Below are 16,566 nucleotides of genomic sequence, written 5' to 3'. Positions count from 1 at the left end.
CAAAATGTAATAACATAAGTTAAATAGGTACAAACATAACAAAAAGGCATGAGACCTTCAAGATCAATTACCATAAAGGATTCCATCATTATAGGTGGAAGAAATATTGAAAGCACAGGAGATGCAGATACCACTGAATTCAAATCCGATATGGAAGAAGCAAATCAGGGCCTTGAACTTCTCCACAAACTCAAAAAAATGAGAATCGAAGAGAAAGCTGGGTACCAGCAGATAGAAAATGAAGCTAAAATGGCCGAGGCAAAAATCGAATTGATGAGGATAGAAGCTCAGAATACTGGAGAACGAAGAGACTGAGAACTTGCTGCCCTTGATCTTTCACGAACCCTTAATGAGCTCAGGAACCAGTGCATAAACGATGACGCTTTTGCTGTCAAGGTAACTGTGGAAGTCCTGAAGAATAAAGTAAAAGATGAAAAATCCCTTGGGTATCTGGAAAACACTGGCAAAATGCTGGATGCTGTATATGATGATCCATTCCGCAAACTGGAAGAAACTCATCAAACACGAATTCTTGAATTATGCAACTACATTGAAGAAGCTTATTTTGCATCTCTGGTGCATGGGGAAGAGGAAAAATGAATTTTAGATCGGATTTCACAACCATTAAACTTTCCTTTATAAGATGAGTGATTTTACGTTATCCCGCGACTCTATTTGTATATGCCTAATAAAAGAACAACCCTAACAATAAAGATTGTATTAAGATGACAGACATATAACCTAGCTTCGGCAGGTAAACATATAAGTTAACATAATTAATTTTCATATATATTTTCTTAATCTTCCACGGCAGATAAAAACAACAGTAGAAGAGTTGAATCCTCAATAAAACGTCCAAGCTTCTTAGGTCACCTTGGTCTCATTGCTGGGGTTTTCCAAGAGCTTGAAGTTGACAAATTGATCGATGAGAAACTCACGAATGTAAGATACTCAAAGACACCAAATAGGTGAGAAGCTTACAGACAACAATGTTAGTGGACTATATCCAGAATCACAAAATCAGTTATGCAAATTACTGATGTCTGATACAGAAAGGGTTTGAAAACACTCGAGCCGTATGAAGGGAAACTTTCAAGTACGGTTCCTGGGGAGAAAAGAGGAGTAATCCTCCTGACCTACCCAACAAATAACTACGGATTGTTCAAATAAAAAAGAGAAAATACATTTTCCCTTATCTTTTCAGTCCTTGTTTTTATTCTCTGTTCTTCTTGATTCATTCAGCCCATCTGTCTGCCTGAGCATTAAAAGCCTGCTTGCAAGAGGAGCCATAGGAAGGTCTGCACTAAGCGTCAGAGAGCTTATCCTTGATTCTGTCAGCATTCTTCCAGGCAAGTCAGGGAAAATCTCAAGCCCTTTTCCTGCAGGCAGCCTCGGGCTTTTGGGCATGGACTCCAAAAGACCAGTAGATTTTATTCCGGTAAAGGAGCTGGAAACAAGCCTCGGAAGAGTTTCCGGACTCAAGCGGAGGTGATCAGAAGAAGAGAGTCCAAGATCCCTGTTAGGTGAGAGGCGTTTATTGAAATCAGGCATAAGTCCCCTGAACTGGTCAAGGACCGGACTTGAAAATGAAACTGATTCATAAGTAGGAGTGAGATTTTCGGCAAGGGCCTTTTCGCGGGCTGCACGGTCAGTTAAGTGAGAAGGCGAAGCTGAATTTTCGGGTTCACTGTCATTCATAGCAGTAAGGATTGTCACGATGGTATATCAATTATACGAGGGCTTTCTCTGTTTTCTTTACTGTAATCAAAATTACAATGATTTTGGTCATCCTTTATGCCCTGGTTGATATTATTCCCAGAATGCTAGTAAAGTCGTTTTTAGGCCCTTTTGCTCCGATCCTCAGTCAAATGGAGCTGACTTGCGTTCCTTGCACAAAAACGCAAGTATTTGTCATAATGAATACTTAACCATGGCAATATCAACCATATAACACTGGAAGACCCAATGATTTTTGAGAAGCGTTTTATTCTATTGCAGGTTATTTGGCATGAAAATGCTGCCATCTGCAAGCATTTTCATTGGTTGTGCATGTTATTCGAAGAATATCATGTGCGTTTTTTGTATTTCTCCTGAAAACGCTATTAAGTTAATCCTTCTGAACAAATCACGACCTGAAATTTGCGTCACTTTGAAGGAGCAAATCAACAATCTCGGTAAACTCCATTTCTGCCGCAATATCCAGAGCAGTATTGCCATTTTCGTCCTGAATATTAAGGTCAGCACCACTTTTAATAAGCAACTCTACAATGTCCCTATGCCCCGCCTGTGATGAGAGCATCAAAGCAGTAAGCCCATTTTCTTCTTGAACATCGATACTGGCACCACTTTCAATAAACAAGTCTACAATGTCCCTGTACCCTCTATCTGCTGCATAAGTCAAAGCTGTATTTCCGTTTTTATCCTGAAGATTAAGATCAGCATCGGCGTTAACAAGCAACGCAACAATACTTTTATGTCCAATCTTTGCTGCAGCATTCAAAGCAGTGTTAAGATTTTCGTCTTGAAGATTAACGTCTGCTCCACCTTTTAGGAGCAACTCCACAATATCCTTTTGCCCCCTGGATGCAGCAGAAATCAAAGCCGTTTCACCGTTCCTGCCCTGAATATCAGGATCGGCCCCACCTTCAAGAAGAATATCAACAATGCTCTTGTATCCTACTTTTACCGCAAACTTCAAAGCAGTCTCGCAGTTTCCGTCCTGGATATTAAGGTCTGCACCGCTTTTAATGAGCTGCTCAACAATATCCCCACGTTCGATCTTTGCCGCAGAAGTTAAGGCGGTATCCCCGTTTTCATCTTGAATATTAAGATCGGCACCGCCTTTAATAAGCGATTGTACAACGTCTCTGTATCCTTTATTCACCGCATAATTTAAAGCAGTTTTACCATATGTGTCCTGCGAGTTAATGTCAACTTTATCGTTTTTCAAAAGTTTCTCTACATTTTCTACCTGCCCTAACTTAGAAGCCTCGAAAAGATTTTGGTTTTTATCTTTTCCAAATAAATTAGATATAAAGTCCATCACTGTTTTCTCCTTAAATATCGAATGTTTTGTATTTACCTGATTGTAGCTATTCTGACGTTTTTGATTGAAGCATGGAATTAAAAATACAATTTTTATTGCTCATATAAAATATAATTATAACTCAGAGAAAATATAAGTTTTATCACTCAGCATGACTCAGTACCAAAATTCATTGATGAATGTAAATGTAAAAATCAGTAAATTTTGGATTTGAGTCCACAGAAGCCTAAAGTAATATAGGTGATCTTTTGTTGGAATTTACCAAATCTATATAGAATTTTTTAAACTCACATTTCATATCTAACTTCCGCTTTTTAAGCACATAAATTCAATTCATATTTCCATATTTCTCAGGTACCTTAAAAGTTAAGATATCTTTCCTGGACGTTGATCTATAGCAGTAATACAAGTTTTTAATATAATAACATCAAATATGACAAAAATAAAGAAAAGTATTAAATAGAAGTTCATCGTATGTATCATATGTCTAAGCGAACAGACAAAAATAGAAAAGCCTCCTAAATCTGTGAATTGAACGCATAACTCCTGAATTCTTTACCTGTATGTGCAGCAGATGAGGAATTTTAGGTGTTTTCGCGTTCAAGTTAGGATCAAAAATTTCCATTTTCAGGCTATCTCAAAACTACTCCAAGTTCGTACATTTGGGTCATAAACACACATTAAATTCTTCGAATAACAGGCACAACTAAATGAAAATATTCTCCCCTCTTTTTTGACAATTAAGCCCTCATTACCTTGGGCAGTAAGGTTGTCCTAATTTTGGTTTTTCAAAACCGTCCCTAAACTAATCAGTGAATTGCCATCGAAAGCTCAAGTGTGACTTTGATCACGTATGCTAAACTGGCTTTTAGGCAATTTCACTGCCAAATAAATTGGGTGATATTATTTGATGATTGAAGTCATAAACGAAGCTTGTGGGATTGAAGTCATAGACAAAGCTTGTGGGATTGAAGTCATAGACAAAGCTTGTGGGATTGAAGTCATAGACAAAGCTTGTGGGATTGAAGTCATAGACAAAGCCTGTGGTTTAGACATTTATAAAACTTTTTTAATTGTTATTATTCTCAGTCGGTCTGGTGAAAAACAACAGCAAAAACGTTACCTGAATTATCAAAAGCATAAAAGGGAAATGGAGACTTTAATTCAGTTGTAATCCCGTTCCTCCTCATGCCTCTCCACAACCTTTTCACGGCTTTCTTAAGATAACATCATTATATAGACCGTTTACGACGTAATTCCCTGTTCCCAGGCTTCTTCAGTCATCACGATTAGTGCTGAATTTGCATTTTCTGTATACGTATCATATCCAGAGGATGTCGCCTGATCGAAATATGAGACTTCATCGTCGTCAGTACTCTCAGGGGCTTTTATCATCGTTGTTTCAATTAAATTCCATATCCCATCCACTTTAAATGCAACAAACACATGACAAGGGATATGGATCAGTGCCGTATTCACACCTACAGACTCAAGTGCAGATGCATAAAGTACAGCCAGATCGTCGCAATCTCCACCTTTCAGAGATAAAGTTTCGGATGGAGTCTGGATATAATCTATACCAGTCCCCAATGGGTCATGGGGATCGGAAACATAATATACTCCGTGTTGGCCAAGCGCATCAAAAATTAGTTTGGCTTTTTCTAGATCGTCATCAGTGCCCTTTGTTGCATTTGCTGCAATACTCCTCACATTTGAGTCATGTGGATCGATGTAATACGAATAAAACGATTTTGATGAGATACCTGCATCTGAAGATGCCAGCCTGGAAGTATCTGCTAATGGAAGCGCATTTTTACCATATACCTTGAGGGGAATAGTGCTTTCCACAAAAGGCTGTTTTGTTCCTGATGAACTGTATTCGAGTTTCAAATACAGATTTTTCGTTGATTCTTTGCCGGCTTTTTCAAATAACTCTTCGGGTATGCTTGGGGTTACCCCGATTTTCGATACTTTATTCGGAGAGATCCCATTGATTGATGATGAGATCCAATCTCCACCTTCAATGCGAGTAGACAGAATAACATTTTCTGCAGACGATTCCCCTTTGTTAGCAATAGTCACCTGGAAAAGCTTCTTCTTGTTATTTACATAATAACTATATACTGCCGGACTCACACCAGACATATCGGATACTGCACTTGAAATCGCCAGTTTTGAAGGAGAGTAAGACTCATAATCCCCAACAATATTCATTTGTTGTCCAAATTTTAAGGTCACTAACTGAGACTGAGGAGAATGATAATTATTTACATTACCGTATTGCACTTTGTATGTACCAGGCTTCAACTCTATTGATATTTGCCCATTACCCTGAAATTCTCCATCTATGAATATATCACCATTCACAGGAGAAGTTTTGACTATTATCTTTGACACCGTCCTGGAATTGGGGTCTGTACCGAACTCAAAGATCTCCTGATAATCTCCGTATAAGTCTCCGTCAGAATTTTCGCTTAACGGATTGGTTTTATACTTGTTTACCTCGTCAAAGTCCGAGATTTTATCGGAATCAGTATCGCCGTTTGCAGGATCAGTATGGAGTGTGTTGACCTCATATCCATCCGAAATTCCGTCAGAATCCGAATCAGATGCGAATATACTGGTATCATGCTGAATCTCACTGGGTGTATTTAATTTGTCTCCATCAAAATCCACAATAACCACCCCTACCCCACAGAGAGCAATAATTAGTATTGCCGGAGCAGTATAATTGGACCTGAGCCTGTGAACAGCTCCATACAAAACAACAAGTAATATTGCTAGCTTGGCTAGCCTGGCGATTGTATGTGAAATTTCAGCATCAATCAAAAGTACACCCCCCTGAAAACAGAAATTATACTGTAAACCCAGCTCAACTTTAAAAAAATATTATGTAAGTGTAGTTATTTGAAAGTTTCTCCTATTGGTTCATATGCCCCCACGACCTAAATGTATCATTGGTGGCTCATATAAACGACATATATGTTACAAAGAGTAGGATGACTAAGGAGCAAATATTTCGTCTTCGTTTAATAAATGGTTTCAACTTCGCTCATATAATTGCAGATACAATAGTTATTATTAGTAAAAATTTCTTTCAGAATAATAATTCTGGAATTTGTAATGGTCAAATTCTTTATCTTTCCATCTCTGATGAAGATGGTCCTGGAAAATCACTTCTTGGTTCAAAGCATGTAGAGGTTATCCTAACATTAGATACTCCTGAAGACACGGATGTCCACGAAAAATTTGGTTTCTCAGCATACAGACAACGCATATTGCTACGAATCACTCAAGAGGCTAGAAATCAGCACGCTCTTTTAACAGTCAAAGATTTTGTAAAACTTTTAAAACGCAGTTACAGTACTATAAAAAAGGACTTAAAGAATTTCCGAGAAAAGAAACTTTATGTTCCCCTGAAAAGAGTGGTCAAAGATATTGGTTCTTCTTTTTGGCAAGTTTCTTTAACCACATTTAAGGGAAAATATTCCGGATCGTGTTTTCAAGAATAGAGGAGGCTGGAACATCATTGAATGAATTGAATAAATTGAATAAATTGAATAAATTGAATAAATTGAATAAATTGAATAAATTGAATAAATTGGGCTCTTCGCTATTCCGTATGGATAAGATGATTTTCAACTCAAGACCGCATTGGTTTTTATGAGAATATTATGAGGATATCCACACAAAACAACGAAGAGCCATAAATTGAATATATTTAAGTAATGTAAAATCAGTGGCAAGAATAACATTTTAAACCTTAATCGATGACCAATGAAAATATAACTTCAAATTTGCAGTTCAGGAGTTGATCCATAATTTCATTATCTCAATAATGATGCTTGGCAACAAATACCTTGAGATTCTACTTGAATCATTCCCAAATCAAGTTTTGGGATGAACTAATATAAGTGGTATAAAGGAGTTAAAGAGTGAAAAAGGATCATCTAAAGCCAATTAAAGCCCTTACATTCGGAGAAGCTCTTTTTGACATTATAAAGGGTTCAGCCCACCTTGGAGGAGCTCCGCTGAACCTCGCAGCCCACCTTGCAAAATTGGGAGCAAAATCGGCTGTGATTACTGCAGTCGGAAGGGATGAGCTTGGAAAAAGCCTGCTTGCCAGAGCTGAAGCAATGGGGATTGATACCTCTTACGTCGTAATTGATAAAAAAAGGCCGACAGGGACGGTTACTGTTGAACTGCAGGCTGAAGGAATTCCGGTTTTCACGATTAACAAAGGTGTTGCCTGGGATGCAATTACGCCGAGTGAAAAGGAGTTTGAGGCCATTTCCGATGGAGAATGGGATGTTTTCTGCTTTGGAACCCTTGCCCAGAGGACGGAAGAAAACCGAAAAACTCTGGAAAGGCTGTTTTTGGAAATAAAAGCAAAATATTTCTTCTACGATGTAAACCTCAGGACAGGGAATTATAAAAAAGAATGGATACTGTCTTCGCTAGAACACACAACTATTTTAAAGCTGAATGAGGAAGAAGCAAACACCATTTCCTGCTTGATTTCTGGTATTTCCGGCACCTGCAAACCTCTTACTTCTTACAAAGCTTTCTGTCGCCTGGTTACCGAAAAATACCCTGAAATTTCCGTAATCTGCATATCAAGGGGGCCTAAAGGAGCTGCGGTTTACCATAAAGACGTTTATGAGGAGGTAGAAACTACTCCTGCCGAGATTGCAGACACCGTCGGAGCTGGAGATGCCTTCTCCGCAGGTTTCCTTTACACCTTTCTCTCAGGATACGGAGTTTCAAAAGCCGCCTCAATTGCCTGCATCCTTGGAACGTATGTTGCATCGAAAGCTGGTGCAGTACCTGATTATTCAAAAGAGCTTATGGAAGAGCTCAAAGCTCAAGGATTAAAGCTGAGCTTGATCAAAACCTGAACGTGATCAAAAAACGGGTTGAACTTATCGGCACCGCAGTCTTTTAGAATGGAATTCCCCATAGAGGGTACCACTTTTCTACATTTTCCTCGATAGGCATTTCCCTTTCCATTTCTGCCCTTAACCTGAATTCAAAGGGGCTGTCTCTCTGCTTGCCGGAAAGCGGGATAAATGGATAATAAGTTCCCTGCTTAAAATTGTAGATCCAGTAAACGGTTTCTCCACGGCTGGATTTTCCGGCTTCGGGTTCGCTGTCAAACCTGTAAATGGCACAGAGAAGCTGCCCGCCAAAGCCGTGTTCTTCAAGAGTTTCACTTACAAGGTGAATGTTTGCAACAAGATCTTCTAAATCCGGGTCTTTAAAAATAGCCCACAGGAAATTGAACTCATCTTTTTCCAGCCTGAACTCGGTTTCTGTTTCCTTTGAACTATACTCCAGAAGCTCCTGAATTTCCTTTCGCGCAGATTCGTACGCTGAAGCCCCTATTGGCTTAAAGCAGATCCCTGCCGATCCTGAAGGCGTTAGGCCAAGATTGCTTTCCAGAGTAATACTGGCTGTAGACATTGCAAATAGTTTCTCACTTTTTGCTTTCGGAAGCGCACTCTTCCCTAGAACTGCATCCACTAAATCGCGAAGACCCATTTAGTTTCTCCTTTTTAAGTCATGTTCTTAATTCGTGCTATGAATTTGTTTCTATTAACTAATATTTTATGACCTGGATTAGTCCTGTAACCTGGATTCGCCCTGTAAATGGGATTAGTCCTGTAACCGGGATTAGTCCTGTAACCGGGATTTTGCCAGTACACAAGGTTAACCCAGATCCTGCTGCATCTTTTCAAGTTTGGCTATTCTTTTTTCCACAGACGGGTGAGTGGAAAAAATGTCCATTATGGAAGAACCTGAGATTGCAGGGATGATAAAAAAGGCATTCATCCCCTCTACTGACCTGAGGTCTTCACTCGGGACCCTGGACATGACTCCACTGATCTTCATTAGGGCCGATGCAAGGTCCGATGGCTGTCCGGTAATAATGGCTGCGCCCCTGTCTGCGGCATATTCCCTGTAGCGGGAAAGGGCTCGAATAAGTAGGAAACTAACCGCCCAGACTGCAAGTGAAACTAACCAGACAAGCAAAATGCCTCCGCCTTCTTTTCTCCTGTCTCCTCCCATATCTCCAAAGTAGAGGCTGTAACGGACAAAGTAAAAAGCCAGCGTTGAGATAAAACTGGCAATTGTCATGATAGCCATATCCCTGTTCTTGACATGGGTAAGTTCGTGAGCAAGCACGGCCTCAAGTTCGGCTGGAGATAGTTTGTCCAGAATTCCTGTTGTAACTGCAACAACAGCGTTGTTCTGGTTTCGGCCTGTTGCAAAAGCATTCGGGACCTGAGTCCTGACAATTGCCACCTTAGGTTTCGGGAGGTCAGCTATTGCACAGAGCCGTGTAATTATCCCATGCAGTTGTGGGGCCTCGCTTTCAGAAACGATCTGTGCGCCTGTTGACCACAGCACCAGTTTATCTGAGTAAAAGTACTGGATAACCATAAAAGAGCCTACAAAAAGCATCATAAACACTGGCGGAGTCCCGTTGTACGAAAGAAACAACAGGAATATAAAGTAAACTGCTGCCAGAAGAAACATCGTGAAAATCATCCGTCCCTGAAGTCCCAAATCCCGTTCCCACTTTCGTTTCATTGATTACTGCTCCTGAGTATGGTTTATATGTAGAAATCTCTGATTGTTAATTGCGCGTAGGCACGATTTCAATCGATTACTTCTTAAGTAAAGTGCTGTTGCAGCGAATTGCAACTAAAGTAAAGTGCGATTATAGTTATATGCGGTTAAAGTTAAGCGCGTTTTAAATGATTATTAAGTCTGAGTTTAAATTATAATCAAACCCATGTTAAATAAAATATTAAACCTGCAAATATTAAATATACTGATATTAAGCTTACAAATATTAAATATAAAATATCAAACATACTGATATTAAACTTATAAATATAGCTTCCGTTAAATGGAAGCAAAGTCTGACTGAGTGTACTTACAGGTATTGACCTGTAACTCAAAGAAGGCTGCACACAAAAAGAAAAATTTTTAGTAAGATTTGGGAAAGAGTTACGAAGGCATAACATGATTGTTTTTCTCTTTGGGAATATGAAATAATCCAGCTATATATCGGATAAAATATTTCCTCAAAGATTAAAGTCCTTTCCCCCTTCTGGAAAGGCTCAAAGCTTCTTTTATTCGACAAGAATTACTGTCTATCATTAAAAATCTGATGTTTATCATATACTTATCATTAATACACCATTAAACAAAATCAAATTGCGTGCGGCCACCCCAACCTAAAGGATGGGGTATGCTGATGGGCCGCCCGCCCGGTTGTTCTGGTAGTTAGAAATCATCAAGTCTTCTTTGCTCGGATCTCACGAACCTATGCAATTGAGACTCTTCACTCGGTTTTCCTTGCGATTCTTTAATGTAATGCTTGATCGTATCAGCAGTTACGTTTCCAACGGATCGATAGAATTTGCCATTTGACCATAGACTTCCACCCCAATATTGTTTTTTAAGATCAGGATGGAGCTTAAATAGTCTGTAAGAACTGCCTCCTTTTAAATATTGAATTACCTCTGATAGAGAATTACTTGGATGGAACTCTAGAAACAAGTGAACATGATTGTCTACTACTTCCATTGCGTGTATTTTGTAGCCATTTTTAGCGCAAATGTTAATGAGAATTAACTCGCAATCCTTTTTAATTCGCTTATTGTAGAATATACTGTATCGATACTTAGGCACCAACACGATGTGGTAAGTAATCTGACCATAGCCATGGCTAAAACTGTGTAATTCCACTAATATCACATCCTAGCCATAGATGGCTGGCACCATCTGTGGCTATGGTGCCAAAAAAAGCTTATTTTACAAAAAAATAAGGATTTAGAGATTTAAAGTGAAAAGCGAAGAGGCGAGGGTCCACTTCATCCCCGACCTAAAGGACGGGGTATTCGTGACCCTCTGCACTCCCGTAGTAATAAATCGTATCATCTTCAAATTCAATGTCGAATTTTCCAACTCAAAAAATGTGCACAATTTTATAATCCAGTTGAAAAGTTGAGTGTATCACTTGAGGTTGTTTTTTAAACTTGGTTTAATTATTAAATTTTCATCAAATACATGAAATTTACTCTTGCCCATAAAATTTGAAGAGGATACAAGAAACCAGAAGAAAAAGAAGAGATGAAGATCAATAAAAAAAATAAAATTAAGAGTGATGGTACAAAATAAACAAAGAAATTGTAAGTTCATTTAAGCTGAAACTACGAATTTCTACAAAGCTCAGGAAAGGACTTCTTCCTTATACTTGTCGATACCGAGCCTTTCAATGAGTTCTCCTAATCTCTCTCCGTCAAGACCTTCTCTCCTGTAATACTCAAAGGTTTTTTCAAGGACTGAGAAAAGCTGCTCTTCGTCTGCAAGCTCAAGAAGCTTTATCCCCTGCATGGGCTGGCGTCCGGCCTTGCCTCCAACGAAGATCGTGCATCCGGTTTTTTCTGCTCTCAGGGCATCTTTCCGGCAGGCTGCAATACATGCCCCGCAGAGGATGCACTTTTCAGTATCTATAGAAGCTTTATCTTCCTGGACTTTTATTGCTCCCACTTTACAAGCCTTTTCACAGCGCTTGCAGCCGACGCAATTTTCTTCGACGGTTTTGGGACTTACCGTACCCATGACTCCAAAATCATTTTCCTGAGGTCTTACACATGCTGAAGGGCAGCCTGTTACTGCAATCTTGAGTTTTTTAGGGACAGCTTCCCCAAAGTATTTTTCATCGATCTTGCAAGCTATGCTTTCGCAGTTAATTAACCCGTTTCTACAGACCCTATCTCCCTGGCAGGCAACCACGGCTCTTACCCTTTTTCCGGCAGAGCCTCCAAAAATACCCTGCTCTTCAAGTTCGTTGTTTGCTGCTTCCGCATCTTCAAGTTTAACAAAAGGAACCTCAATCTGCTGCCTTGAGGTTATGTGAACATAGCCAGAGCCATATTTCTCGACTGCATCTGCAATTGCCCGCAGTTTTTCGACATCCAGATTCCCACTCACGACCTTCAGACGCATTGAAAACATGTTTTCCTGCCTCTGAGGCAGAAATCCTTTACTTTTTAGTAAAGACACATCGATTTTTTTATCATTCATATAAGGTCACTTATGCAAAGGCATTATTATTGACCTATATAAATATTTTTGTCTTTTTTCAGTTGGCTTTTTTAATAGATTTCGGCTTTTTAAAGATTGCAGCTTTAACCGAACCTTGAGATGTAAATAATTTGGAAACATACCTGTACCAGAGAAAACAGGAGATTTTTATCAAATACAGACAAGAAAACTGGATCAATGAAAGACAGGAGAAAAATTCAGAGAAATGAAAAAACGTTGAACTGCACGAGTACCATATAAAGCGCTGTTCCTATAAAGATGCTAAGCATGGCATTTCTTTTCCAGAAATGCAGCCCGGCAACGACACCTATGGTGACAAATTCCGGAATCCCGTAAGGAGCTGTAAGCCATTGAACGTCTTTTAAGCAGTAGATAACAAGCAGCAGGAGAATCATAGGAGGCAGGTTTTTTTCAATAACCGCAAGCATTTCAGGGGGTTCCCTTGAGCCAAAAAACAGGAATGGAAGAGCTCTGGTTGCAAAGGTTGCAAGCGCTATGACTGCAATGGTAATGAACATTTGAAGAGCGCTCAGCATCAGTTTTCCTCCTTTATTTTATCTTCAACAGACTGCATGGATGTATTAATCAACCGAATTTCTTTCTTTATTTGTGAAATGCCCTGCATTTTCTGTGTTTTCTCCGTTTCCTGTGTTTTCTCCGTTTCCTGTGTTTTCTCCGTTTCCTGTGTTTTCTCCGTTTCCTGTGTTTTCTCCGTTTCCTGTGTTTTCTCCGTTTCCTGTGTTTTCTCCGTTTCCTGTGTTTTCTCCGTTTCCTATGTTTCCTGTGTTTTCTGCTTTCTTTGTGCTCTCTGCATTGACTTTTCCCTGCCAATCAGAATCAGAGTCCCAAGAATGATTGAAGCAAGCAACATGTTGTCAGAGCTGAACAGAATAAGAGACAGGGCCCCCGCACCAACTGCGGCTATGAAGGGAAAACGCGCCTCTGAACTGAAATATTGCTCTATGGTCAACACTACAAATAGCGCGGTCAGAACGAAACTCATGCCTTCAAGATTAAGATCCAGTACAGAACCAAGTGCAGCTCCCATAACTGAACCTGCGATCCAGTAGAGGTGGTCAAGGGCTGCAATATAAAAGTAAAACTTTGATTTTGAGCTGCCCTGCGGGACATCTGTTGTGGTCAGGAGAGCATATGTCTCGTCGGTTAGTGCAAAGATAAGATAAGGTTTAACCTTTCCGATACCGGAAAACTTCTCAAGCAGGGACAAACCATAAAAAGCATGCCTGAAATTCAGAAGTAATGTGGCTATGGCAAACTCAGTTAGTCCTGCGCCGGTAGAAAGTAAAGCTACTGCCAGAAACTGGCCAGAACCTGCGTAGACAAAAAGGCTCATAATAAAAGCATAGATCCAGTGATATCCTGCACCGTCAAGCAGAAACCCAAAAGCCATTCCAAGAGGTATGTACCCAAGAAGCACAGGAATTGTGGTTTTGAAGGCGATGGTTAAAAGATCTTTATTTTGCTCGCCTGCTTCCCTTTTGTACTCCCCATTTCTGACCATGCTATCTATCTTCTACTGCCTGCTGTAATTTCTTTTGAAAAATGAAATACAGAAATTATATTTATCATATATATCTTTTGTCAACATAGAATTACTTTCGGGAGTAAGAACCGTCAGCCTGCTTGCATTTAGAAATCAAATTTGCACTAACGCACTCCACTGCAAGCAACGGAGTATTTATGAAATAAATATAAACTGTTGACAAATGTTGATAAATGTTGTTGATAAATAGAGTTCCACATTCTGCAGGTGCGACAAGAAGCTATACTATGAATTGCGTTATAAGCTACCTTTTCCATTTGAGGTAATCTTAGTGTGACATTCACAAATGGTAACTTTTTTGTGAAGTTCACATGACAATATCAATAACTCAAGGAATCTGGCTTTGATAATTGGTCAGGATAAGAATACTATGAAGAACGTAGGGTGAACCCCTATGAAGAACGTAAAGTGAACCATCGTAAGAATCGTGAAGTGGAATAAGCGAAAACAGGTTGATGCTTAAACCAAAAGGTACGAAATCAGGCTGTAATGTGTCTGCGGACATTATGGCAAGTGGACAAATGATTCTCGGTTTATAGATAGCTTCTAAGGTATTCACATTATGCAGTATAGAAACTTGGTAAGCCCTAAATGCTTCCATAAGTGTCGGATATTTCTTTTTGCAAGGCTATATACTTTCGGACACTATGCATCGGCCTGCCTATACTCAGGAAAATAAACATATGACTGCTATTTCAGAGTTTATTTCGAGAAGTTTCTCTTTTTTTTTCAAGAAGTCCCCATAATTTTTCACATTCACTGGCTGTAAGCCCGATCTGCTTGACAAAGTATTCTTCCGTTTTCTGGTTCTTTACTGTGTCTTTTATCAAGTGGCTTATTGTATCCCTATGATGCCCTGTTATTCGTTCAATACTTCTTATCCCGTTTTTTTCAAGGAATAGCCGATATATCAGTCTTATCTCATCTGCAGATAGATGCTTGCGATAAACAGCGGTACCTTTCGTATCCATAAAAAATTTTCCACAGTGCTTACAGTAGTACCGCTGATGGCCGGTTTTATACTTTCCTCGTTTTATAATAGCTTTCCCTTCTATCCTGAGATAATACTTACATTCAGGATTTGGGCAAACAGTCTCATTTTGGTTTTCAACTGACATAATATAATCAATAAGTTGTAACTTCAATAATATATTTATTTTGCTCGGTTCGTTTCAAACACTTTGTTTCAGATTGATTCATCAGCATAAAGACAAGCGTTATTTAAAATTCATTATCAGATTGGCTCATACAATTATACAAATAAAATCCATTGTATTTATTATTTATGAGAATGGATAAAAACTGTCTCAGAGCCTTTCTCATGAACTTCATATTTATTAGAAACTTAGATCCCATAAGATCATTCAAAACCATATAGAGAGACATTTTACATTCATTAGCCCGGGAAAATGAAAAATGAGTTTTAAAAACCTCACTGTTCATAATTATTAACTTTAAACTTATATTCATGGTAGTTATATCTAAATTTTTTAATATTCATATTTAATTGCTACTTTCGTATAACCTTCTGCACGCTGAGAAAACTCCCTGTAGGCGGCAGTCGCGTCCTCAATAGAGATACTGTGGCCTACAATAAAGCCTGGCTTTGCCTCACCTGCAATTATTATATCCCTGAGCATCAAAATGATTTTATTCACTGGGGTAGGGCCTGTTCCAATTGTTAAGCCTTTTTCCCACAACTGCCCAAAAGGCAGAATATACCCGTTTTTTAGCATGTTCATTGACGCTGTCCGGATCGTCCTCAGTAAAGAGTCCTGTAATTCCAGGAAGGCCTGTAGGGTTTACTAACCTTACAAGGTTACTTATCACCCGGTTTTTTAAGGGATCAGCCCTCTCCATGACCTGATTAACCCACCGCATCTATGCCGGACATCACGTCCTTCATTTTCTCCTCGCCTGGCAAAAGGGATTACATAACTTTCGGGTTCATGGTTCTTAGCGTTTCAATTACGGTTACAGGGCCACTTCTGTGGCCTCAATTGGAGCACCTACACTCTCAGCCAGGTTTTGTACGCCTGATACAAAACTCTGCATTCTTCTTCTCCTGTCTGCAGTGTATCCGCAGCTGAATGTTGGGACTACGTTATTTTAAGTATACGCTGATCCAAAAATAAAAGAAATAGTCTTTACTCATTAAAAAGTTCGGACAAACTTTTCACTATCTTTACATAAGGATATTGTAAAAACTCAGTTCCCATTGTCGTTCCTGTTGTCACAGCCGCAAAATCAACATTTGCTGCCAGGGCCGTTTTAGCATCAATCAGACTATCTCCAATATATAGCACATTATCAAGTTGTTCACTAAGGCTGTCAATTGCAAGGAGTAATCCTTCTGGAGACGGTTTGGGGACTTTAACATCCTCTCCTCCAACAATAATATCTATTAAATCCAGGACCCCATGCATGTTTAAGGTCTCATCGATTCTAAAATGATATTTTGTGGTTACAATACCTGTATTGAGCCCACTCCGTTTTAATCGTTCTAAAGTATTTACTGTGTCGGCATACAGCACTGTATCTCTGGACATTACCTCGTTAGCCTTTTCCCGAAACAAGCTTAGAAACTGATTTATCAAAACTTCGTTTTCGTTCTTTGTTAGCTGAATAAATGCTTTGTCGAGTGGTAGTCCAACAGTTTTTTTTATACTTTCACGGTCAAAGCAGGGAATGTCCAGCTTGCTGAAGGCATAATTGAAACTTGACACAATACCACTCGTTGCATCGGCTAATGTGTAATCAAAATCAAAAATAACAGTACTATATTTCATACTCTCCCGCCTTGAGTCCTGCTGTTGATAGAGAATCCTGCAGG

At 39.3% G+C, this 16,566-nt stretch carries 17 protein-coding genes and 1 pseudogene; 5 read left to right on the top strand and 13 right to left on the bottom strand.

The features are described 5' to 3' along the window. Positions 1-48 precede the first annotated feature (48 nt). The gene (locus tag MSKOL_RS08535; RefSeq protein WP_048155231.1) at positions 49-315 is read left to right on the top strand and encodes a hypothetical protein; all 267 of its coding nucleotides are present in this window, start codon (positions 49-51) and stop codon (positions 313-315) included. An 87-nt stretch (positions 316-402) separates the two neighbouring features. Then, positions 403-600, top strand: coding sequence for a hypothetical protein (locus MSKOL_RS08530; RefSeq protein ID WP_048155228.1), 198 nt, complete (start codon positions 403-405; stop codon positions 598-600). A gap of 600 nt (positions 601-1,200) precedes the next feature. Here MSKOL_RS08530 and MSKOL_RS08525 read toward each other — a convergent pair. Continuing rightward, the gene (locus MSKOL_RS08525) at positions 1,201-1,716 is read right to left on the bottom strand and encodes a hypothetical protein (protein ID WP_048120295.1); all 516 of its coding nucleotides are present in this window, start codon (positions 1,714-1,716) and stop codon (positions 1,201-1,203) included. Between the two features lie 409 nt (positions 1,717-2,125). Beyond that, positions 2,126-3,073 (bottom strand): annotated as a pseudogene (locus MSKOL_RS08520) (ankyrin repeat domain-containing protein); the annotation flags it as partial. 883 nt (positions 3,074-3,956) lie between these two features. On the opposite strand from MSKOL_RS08520, the gene MSKOL_RS08515 reads away from it, so the two are divergent. Further along, a complete protein-coding gene (locus MSKOL_RS08515; RefSeq protein ID WP_048155223.1) occupies positions 3,957-4,220 on the top strand; it encodes a hypothetical protein in 264 nt (87 codons plus the stop codon). Positions 4,221-4,291: 71 nt separating this feature from the next. Here the strand turns inward: MSKOL_RS08515 and MSKOL_RS08510 are convergent, their stop codons facing one another. Next, positions 4,292-5,875 carry a transglutaminase family protein gene (locus tag MSKOL_RS08510; protein WP_048155221.1) on the bottom strand — a complete coding sequence of 528 codons (1,584 nt, stop codon included), beginning with the start codon at positions 5,873-5,875 and terminating at the stop codon, positions 4,292-4,294. A gap of 170 nt (positions 5,876-6,045) precedes the next feature. Here MSKOL_RS08510 and MSKOL_RS08505 point away from each other — a divergent pair, with 170 nt between their 5' ends. Together MSKOL_RS08505 and MSKOL_RS08500 are read left to right on the top strand one after the other, a co-directional pair. After that, positions 6,046-6,558, top strand: coding sequence for a DUF1670 domain-containing protein (locus tag MSKOL_RS08505; RefSeq protein WP_231592554.1), 513 nt, complete (start codon positions 6,046-6,048; stop codon positions 6,556-6,558). A gap of 423 nt (positions 6,559-6,981) precedes the next feature. Next, a complete protein-coding gene (locus MSKOL_RS08500) occupies positions 6,982-7,944 on the top strand; it encodes a carbohydrate kinase (protein ID WP_048155218.1) in 963 nt (320 codons plus the stop codon). A 43-nt stretch (positions 7,945-7,987) separates the two neighbouring features. Here the strand turns inward: MSKOL_RS08500 and MSKOL_RS08495 are convergent, their stop codons facing one another. From MSKOL_RS08495 to MSKOL_RS08450, 10 genes are all read right to left on the bottom strand, one after another. Continuing rightward, complete coding sequence (locus tag MSKOL_RS08495; RefSeq protein WP_048155214.1) at positions 7,988-8,587, bottom strand: hypothetical protein; 600 nt, start codon at positions 8,585-8,587, stop codon at positions 7,988-7,990. A gap of 168 nt (positions 8,588-8,755) precedes the next feature. Beyond that, entirely contained in the window at positions 8,756-9,640 is an 885-nt protein-coding gene (htpX, locus tag MSKOL_RS08490; protein ID WP_048155211.1) for a zinc metalloprotease HtpX, read from the bottom strand. Between the two features lie 702 nt (positions 9,641-10,342). Continuing rightward, positions 10,343-10,807 (bottom strand): IS200/IS605 family transposase, encoded by a 465-nt coding sequence (tnpA, locus tag MSKOL_RS08485; RefSeq protein ID WP_048155206.1) that lies wholly within the window; start codon positions 10,805-10,807, stop codon positions 10,343-10,345. 483 nt (positions 10,808-11,290) lie between these two features. Further along, positions 11,291-12,148, bottom strand: a complete 858-nt coding sequence (locus tag MSKOL_RS08480; protein WP_048155203.1) for a 4Fe-4S binding protein — start codon at positions 12,146-12,148, stop codon at positions 11,291-11,293. Positions 12,149-12,366: 218 nt separating this feature from the next. Next, entirely contained in the window at positions 12,367-12,705 is a 339-nt protein-coding gene (locus tag MSKOL_RS08475; protein WP_048155201.1) for a branched-chain amino acid transporter permease, read from the bottom strand. 236 nt (positions 12,706-12,941) lie between these two features. Next, positions 12,942-13,691 carry an AzlC family ABC transporter permease gene (locus MSKOL_RS08470; protein ID WP_048155198.1) on the bottom strand — a complete coding sequence of 250 codons (750 nt, stop codon included), beginning with the start codon at positions 13,689-13,691 and terminating at the stop codon, positions 12,942-12,944. A gap of 737 nt (positions 13,692-14,428) precedes the next feature. Further along, positions 14,429-14,851, bottom strand: a complete 423-nt coding sequence (locus MSKOL_RS08465; RefSeq protein ID WP_048120272.1) for a helix-turn-helix domain containing protein — start codon at positions 14,849-14,851, stop codon at positions 14,429-14,431. Between the two features lie 372 nt (positions 14,852-15,223). Continuing rightward, a complete protein-coding gene (locus tag MSKOL_RS20040; RefSeq protein WP_156151014.1) occupies positions 15,224-15,391 on the bottom strand; it encodes a hypothetical protein in 168 nt (55 codons plus the stop codon). Next, positions 15,384-15,593: a hypothetical protein gene (locus MSKOL_RS08455; protein WP_156151013.1), complete on the bottom strand. Its 210-nt coding sequence runs from the start codon at positions 15,591-15,593 to the stop codon at positions 15,384-15,386. The genes MSKOL_RS20040 and MSKOL_RS08455 overlap by 8 nt, the downstream gene beginning before the upstream one ends. Positions 15,594-15,880: 287 nt before the next feature. Continuing rightward, positions 15,881-16,522 carry an HAD family hydrolase gene (locus MSKOL_RS08450; RefSeq protein ID WP_048155191.1) on the bottom strand — a complete coding sequence of 214 codons (642 nt, stop codon included), beginning with the start codon at positions 16,520-16,522 and terminating at the stop codon, positions 15,881-15,883. Positions 16,523-16,566 lie beyond the last annotated feature (44 nt).

Source organism: Methanosarcina sp. Kolksee (genome assembly GCF_000969945.1).
Lineage (GTDB): Archaea > Halobacteriota > Methanosarcinia > Methanosarcinales > Methanosarcinaceae > Methanosarcina > Methanosarcina vacuolata.
This window is presented reverse-complemented; position numbering and strand designations above follow the sequence as displayed.